5 protein-coding genes and 1 pseudogene are annotated in these 7,069 nt (G+C 47.2%); 3 read left to right on the top strand and 3 right to left on the bottom strand.

Annotation, left to right across the window (positions count from 1 at the left end; genetic code table 11):
• Positions 1–168, bottom strand: a 168-nt coding sequence (locus RMO55_RS05455; protein ID WP_310424622.1) for a hypothetical protein, incomplete at its 3' end; no start/stop codon positions are given.
• Positions 169–546: 378 nt separating this feature from the next.
• Between RMO55_RS05455 and RMO55_RS05450 the strand changes: the two genes are divergently transcribed.
• The gene (locus RMO55_RS05450) at positions 547–1,011 is read left to right on the top strand and encodes a hypothetical protein (RefSeq protein WP_310424620.1); all 465 of its coding nucleotides are present in this window, start codon (positions 547–549) and stop codon (positions 1,009–1,011) included.
• Positions 1,012–1,049: 38 nt separating this feature from the next.
• Here the strand turns inward: RMO55_RS05450 and RMO55_RS05445 are convergent, their stop codons facing one another.
• Positions 1,050–2,975: a phosphodiester glycosidase family protein gene (locus tag RMO55_RS05445; RefSeq protein ID WP_310424618.1), complete on the bottom strand. Its 1,926-nt coding sequence runs from the start codon at positions 2,973–2,975 to the stop codon at positions 1,050–1,052.
• Positions 2,976–3,554: 579 nt separating this feature from the next.
• Here RMO55_RS05445 and ftsH point away from each other — a divergent pair.
• Complete coding sequence (gene ftsH, locus RMO55_RS05440) at positions 3,555–5,375, top strand: ATP-dependent zinc metalloprotease FtsH (protein ID WP_396134182.1); 1,821 nt, start codon at positions 3,555–3,557, stop codon at positions 5,373–5,375.
• Positions 5,376–5,576: 201 nt separating this feature from the next.
• Here the strand turns inward: ftsH and RMO55_RS05435 are convergent, their stop codons facing one another.
• Complete coding sequence (locus RMO55_RS05435; RefSeq protein ID WP_310424614.1) at positions 5,577–6,335, bottom strand: DeoR/GlpR family DNA-binding transcription regulator; 759 nt, start codon at positions 6,333–6,335, stop codon at positions 5,577–5,579.
• A 372-nt stretch (positions 6,336–6,707) separates the two neighbouring features.
• Between RMO55_RS05435 and RMO55_RS05430 the strand changes: the two are divergent.
• Positions 6,708–7,069, top strand: a pseudogene (locus RMO55_RS05430) (transketolase); the annotation flags it as partial.

Genomic DNA, 7,069 nt, shown 5'->3' with positions numbered 1-7,069 from the left:
GTTCTTGGGGTTGTGCTGCATGAATTTTTGCCACAGCACATACGCCATCGGAGCCGCACCCATTGGTAAACCTGGGTGTCCAGATTTCGCTTTCTCGATCGCATCAACAGCGAGGAAGCGAATAGAATTAATAGCAAGTTGATCTAATGATTGAGCAGCTACAGGCATGATATATATAAATTAAACTACTAACTAGTTTCGGTGCAGGTAGACAATTGCAGGCTGAGTATCGCCGCATTTATCACAGCAATTGCTAACTATCATCCCATCTGGTGGAAGCATGAGCAAGACCGTCTACTTTAATTTTATCCATAAGCGATGGAGAAGAGAGCGGGGAGCGGGGAGCGGGGAGCGGGGAGCGGGGAGCGGGGTAAAGAAAAGATAATGTCGTTAAAAACATGGATTCAGAACTAAATATTGGATCGATATTTCTCCCTCCCCGCTCCGAACTCCCCGCTCCCCGCTATATTAAAAAACATCTCTATCCCTTCCCTTTCCCTCTCGCATCTGGTATTACTAGCGGGAGGATAGTCGATCGAACAAATTATGAACACGCCAAAATACGATAGTATCTTCAACTGTGAAGAGTATACCGAAGAGCCGTTGAATGAAGCTGAAGGCTTGGCATCGATCGTGCTTATTGCTGCGCTAGCAGACAATCCCAAGGATTTGGTCGCGCCAGATTTATTCCTGGATATCCTGGCAGATTTTGACTTGTATGCGGAATATTCCGAAGAAGATTTGTTATCGATGGTCGATCGATTAACTGCAATTGTTGCAGACCAAGGGCTGGGGGCACTATTTAATGCTGCCGATGAAGCGATTCCTGACGATCTGGTACCCGATGCTTATGCTGCGGCTATTTTGGCTAAAATGAACCTGGACACGGGCGAAATCCACGTTGGAGCGCAGGGATTTTTAAAAGAATTGCAAGCTGTGATGGACATTGATGATGAGGAAGCTGCTGAAGTGATGGCTGAGGTCCAAAAGGCTTTTGAGGAGAAAGAATAGCCATCGACCTCTCTCCCCACACTCCCGCTGTCGTCTCGCTATCTCTGCGGTTCCGCGAACGAGATCCCGATCGCATTATGTACTCGTGCGGCGGTGGCTGAAGCTCGATCTATTAATTGTCCGCCGAGATAGAGGCTGGTAGAACTTCCACCATCGAGATTGAGTGCGTCTACAGTCCCCATTTGCTGGAGTAGTTGCGCCATTTCTGCCAGGGTAGGACCTTTTCCGCCAGCACGATTGTGGGCGGCGACGATAATCATCTTACCTGTGGGTAAACTGCCGATCGCACTGCGGACAGCAGCTTCTTTACTAAAAGCCGCCCCAAAATTTTCACTTTTGGCATCGAGAACTACTTTTCCCGATTGTACCAGCCAGGGGCCAGCAGCAGCAATCTGAGTATAGGTGTCGAACTCGGGGGGGGTAATTTGCGATTGGAGTGTTAAGTCCGTGCCGATCGACATGCTTTCAGACAGCTCTGGTTGCCCCCGCAAGGCTAGTAAATAACCATTGACAGGGATGGGAATGTTAATACTACCAGCGGCATTGCCTGGGGTAATTTGGGTGACTCGTTCGCGGACTACATGTAGACGAGGATCGCTTTGAACAGTAACAATTAGTTCATCGGCTTGAATCGGACTATAAGTTTTTCCCCAGTCGCTGGTGTAGCGACTGATTCCGGTTTGGGCGTAGGCACTATTGAGTGCGAGGATCGATAATTGTTCGCCTTTGGACGTATTTAGAGTTTCTTGCATTTGCAGGCGGGCGATGCGCATTTGCCCGCCATCGTTCCAACCGATCGCACCACGATTTAGAATGGGGCTGGATAACCATTTCCCATCTCGTTTGAGCGCGCCTAATGGCATCCGATTATTCCGATTGAAATAGCCGCCGTTGATCGCTGCGGCGACTTGAGTGGGTGGGGCGAATTTAATCAGGTGATTCGTACCGACGAGGCTGGGATCTTGCGCGAGGATCGATCGAATTTTAATCCCTTTTTGGCGCGGATCGATTTCGAGATAGGTAACGGGGAAGTTGTTGGTGCCCAATTTCACCCACTTCTGTCGCCATTTTAATCCTGGTGCCCAATTTATCTCGCGATCGGGTATTGTTGCTAAATTAGGATCGATGCTGACTTCGAGATTAGTTGGTGATAATAATTTTACCCGAGCGCGTTGTCCTTTGACGATCGGAAATTGGATAATTGTTTGGTTGTTATTGCTGGTGACTTTATATTCTAATTTTTGAGCGGTAGGATCGTCGTCGGGATCTAAATTATTAGGATCGACAATTGGTGGTGGTGCATTAAACTGAGCGAGTAAGGCGGGATCGGCATTAGCTTCGATCGTTAGATAACCTTCTGTAGGTGTTTGGCTCAGTTTCCAGGGCGTATGTCGATCTAGTGTGACGGCGATCTTGCCGTTCTTGGGGATAGTTTCTCGGCGCACACTGATCACTCTTGTGGCTGGGGTATTGAGTTGGAGTTTACCCCCGAAGATCTGCCATTGCCAACCGCTACTTTTAGCGAGATCGGTGATATCTAGATAGCGATATTGCTGACTGAGTTTAGCGTTTAAACTAATTGCTCTCGATCGTTGGGTAGCATACCAATTGATCGGTTGGGTCTGATAATTACTATTATTAAATAATTCTACCCCCATCTGTCGATCGAGGGCGGTATCGCTAATTCCTAACCGGACACTATTTCCGACTTGCCATTGCCCCCAAGGGATATTTAACGTTTTACCATTGAGGAATATTTCCGTACCCTGACTGACAAAATTTCGGCTGGGTCGATCGGTTGCTGGTTGCTGGGAAAGTCGATCGATCTGCTGAGTGGAAATTGTCGCTCGATCGGGTAAAATTAACTTAGAGTCTGCGTGGGCTGTTTTTGAGAATAAGACTAGGGACGAGAAATTGGTCGCGACGATCGCGACAAGGGTAAGATAAAGTCTGAGATGATTCATGCTCGATCGGGGTTTGGTAAAATGCCTGGATTGTGAGTCAGTATAACAAGACATCAGACGTTAGCAATCTGTTTCCGAGATCTAAATTATTTTATAGCAACATTAGTAGGTGTAATTCAGGAATTGTACCTACTAATGTTGCAGGCATAGATGTAGATATAATATATCTCTAATTGCCCAGTATCGAGCTTTTAGGTGAATCCATAAATTACAAAACTTCTCGCTTTGATCGGGGAGCAACGGTATCTGCTCACCCATCCTTCCTTTCATCATTAATAATTATCTCATAGCACCAATAACGGCCATATTAATTGTCGATTAAATTTCCTGGTTCTTTGACGATTAGCTGTTCACCATTATAAACTAGCAGTACATTATCTCTTGTGATTAGATAAACATACTTTCCATGGTGAAACTTATAGCCCAAAATAGTACTGTTATTTACGCCGCCCAGGACTAGCAGTGTGGTTTACCGCCAAGTTTTAGAGTAGCACCACGACTTATGTTGGCTTGAACGATCGATTAATCTGAAGACATAGGAAGGAACTACATTGATTTATTCAATAGTCCCTAGCCTAACTGTTACTTAAATCTGGTATTACTCTCCATCTACTCCTTTATTATAAAACGATGGCAACTATTTCCCAACAGGCTTACGGTGATTTTCTAGCATCAGTTAAAACTAACCGAGTAGAACGGGTAATAATTAGTCCCAATCGCATTGAGTATACAGTTGTTAGTGAGAACAGTGAAGAAACTTATTTTACTGTTCCCGATCTACTAGCAGAAAGTTTACCAGATCTATTAAAAGCAAATGGCGTTGACTATACCGTTCAAAATCCACCATCTGATTCCTGGTTGGGGACATTACTGGCTGTTGTTTTACCACCATTAGTTGCAGTCGGTGCGGGTGCTTTGTTACTCAAATATACCGAGGGCGGTGCTAGTGGAGTAATGGGTGTTGGTAAGAGTAAGGCGCGAACTTATGCACAAGGAAAAACTGGAGTTAAATTTGCCGATGTTGCTGGTGTCGATGAAGCAAAACAAGAACTGCAAGAGGTTGTCGATTTCCTCAAGAATAGCGACAAATATACCCGTCTCGGAGCCAAAATTCCTAAAGGTGTATTATTAGTCGGTCCTCCAGGTACGGGTAAAACTTTACTCGCGAAAGCTGTTGCGGGTGAAGCTGGGGTTCCCTTCTTTAGTATGTCGGGTTCGGAATTTGTCGAGCTATACGTCGGCGTGGGTGCGTCGCGGGTGCGGGATTTATTCGAGAAAGCCAAGCGTCAAGCTCCCTGTATTATCTTTATCGACGAGCTAGATGCGATCGGTAAATCGCGGGGAAATGGGATGAATCCCAATGGTGGTAACGACGAGCGCGAACAAACACTCAATCAGTTACTCACTGAGATGGATGGCTTCGATGGCAATGCAGGGGTGATGCTAATCGCCGCCACAAATCGCCCTGAAGTCCTCGATCCGGCTTTACGTCGTCCAGGTCGATTCGATCGCCAGGTGGTGGTTGACAGACCAGATCGATCGGGTAGAGCGGAGATTCTCACCGTCCATGCTAATCATGTGAAGGTGGGTGAGGATGTCGATCTCGAATTATTAGCAACGCGCACTTCTGGATTGACAGGTGCGGATTTGGCAAATTTGGTCAATGAAGCGGCTCTAATGGCGGCGCGAAACAACCGTCAGGCTGTCTTGATGGCAGATTTCGAGGTGGCATTCGAGCGGGTATTAGTCGGTTTGGAGAAAAGATCGCGGGTACTAAATCTGATCGAGCGGCAAACTGTCGCTTATCATGAGGTCGGACATGCTCTGATCGGTGCGTTGATGCCAGGGCGAGGTAAAGTAGAGAAAATCTCGATTGTCCCGCGTGGAGTCGGTGCGCTGGGTTATACACTCCAAATGCCTGACGAGGATCGGTTTCTGATGATGGAAGACGAAATTCGCGGTCAAATTGCCACGTTATTAGGCGGACGGGCGGCGGAATCGGTCGTGTTTGGGAAGGTATCTACAGGTGCGAGTGACGATATCCAGAAGGCGACTAATCTCGCGGAAAAGGCGATTACTCTGTATGGGATGAGCGATACGTTAGGACCGATTGCGTTTGCTAGCAACCAGTCGCAATTCCTGGAAGGGGATACTAATACTCGTCGGGTTGTCAGTGAGGATGTATCTACCGAAATCGATCGACTACTAAAAGAAACGATCGATCGAGCCAACAACATTGCTGTGACTATTCTAGAGCACAATCGCGAGCTATTAGAATCTACCGCCAAGGTGTTACTCGATCGAGAAGTCCTCGAAGGCGAACCCCTTCGCGCCATCCTCAGCCAAGTTCAAGCACCCGCCGGATTAGCTGATTGGTTACGTGGGGGAGTAGCCATGTAGGGTCACAGCTTGCAGCAATACATAAAGACTAGTATAGATCGCGACCAAAATGTGAGAAAAAGGGCAAAAGGGAGAACAGTGAACACTATTCTCTCTTTTGCCCGTGCAGAGTATAAGTACATTTAGCTTAAAATCACCAAGACAACCATCCTGAAGATCGGCATGAAATTCAATCAGTTAACTTATGTGGAGTGTGGTGAGCTAGATCTCCTGGATAATTGTTAAGCCCAAAGCGGCATACGTAGCCAGTCGATCGAGTGATACAGTCGGAGCAGTCACTAAATAAGTCAACGCCCTAATTGTATCGACTACATAATTAGAAGCTGTATCTAGTTTCGCCTCTGTCGCCAGTCCAATTACCTCGGCTGCTCCAGCAATCATCGCTCGCTTAACATGCGCCTCATCCAAATTAGCCACACTAATCCCCACTTCAGGATGGAGACTGCACACACCTAGCATACAAATATCCGCCCGAATCGTGCGGAGAGATTCGATCGCATCCGTACCCACATTTACCAGGGCTGTCTTATATAGCCGCCCGCCTAACATGATCACCTCAATGCGATCGTGTTCTGCTAATGCGAGTGCGATGGTTGGACTATTTGTCACCACCGTCGCTGGTAAGTCCAACGGTAAATGGTGAGCGACTTGTAGCGTCGTCGTACCGCCATCTAATATTACCACTTGCCCAGGGCGAACTAATTTTGCGGCGATTTTGGCGATCGCTTCTTTCTCCTTCGGTGCTTGTTTTTGCCGATCTGCATAACTGGCTGTAGCGGGTGAAGTTAGCAATGCGCCACCATGTACTCGTTGCAATAGTCCCGCTTCTGATAACTCCCGCAAATCCCTACGTACAGTGTCTTCTGACACCTTTAGCTCGCTGCTGAGTTCTGATGACAGCACCTTCTTATTGCGGTGGAGAATTTCGAGAATAAATTGTCTGCGCTCTGCTGTTAGCATTGGTCTTTTGCCTGAAACTGCGGGTTTGGTATTGATAATGCCTGTTTATTAGTATATACTCTTTTTAGTGCTGGTTTCTCAGTGTTTACGCTGTGAAAATAATAAAATAACGCATTTTCACGCAAAAAATTAATATCGAATATCAGTTTAATTGTGTGTAGCGGAGATCTACCCTACCCCAGCCCTCCCCTTGTAAAGGGGAGGGAGCAAGAGGTTCCCTTTCCCTTGGGAAAGGCTCGAAAGCATCCCTTCCCAAGGGAAGGGATTTAAAGCCCCCCCTTTATCAGGGGGGTTGGGGGGTAGAGGACTACGCCGCAGTCAGTCTTGGCTTGTTTGCACACAATCCGTCCAACTCACATATATCCTAAATTTATGACTACATTTCCGATTGATCTAAGTACCTACAAACGCATCACCCTCGATGCCAGCAAACCTACTCTCACCGCCGAACAGAAAGCCGATCTGATTGCGAACATCCAACTCTGTCGCGATGCGATCGTCTTTTTCACTGCAACTGGTGCAGCGCGGGGTGTTGGTGGACATACAGGCGGCCCATTTGACACCGTACCCGAAGTAATGATTCTCGATGCCCTCTTTCGCGGCGCGGCTGAGAAATATGTCCCCATCTTCTTTGATGAAGCAGGTCACCGTGTGGCGACTCAGTACCTGATGTCTACTCTCAATGGCGATTTACCAGCCGAACGGTTAATGGAGTACCGTGCAGCCCATTCTCA

This window comes from Chamaesiphon sp. VAR_48_metabat_135_sub, assembly GCF_031418915.1.
In the GTDB taxonomy this organism is placed as follows: Bacteria; Cyanobacteriota; Cyanobacteriia; order Cyanobacteriales; family Chamaesiphonaceae; genus Chamaesiphon.
This window is presented reverse-complemented; position numbering and strand designations above follow the sequence as displayed.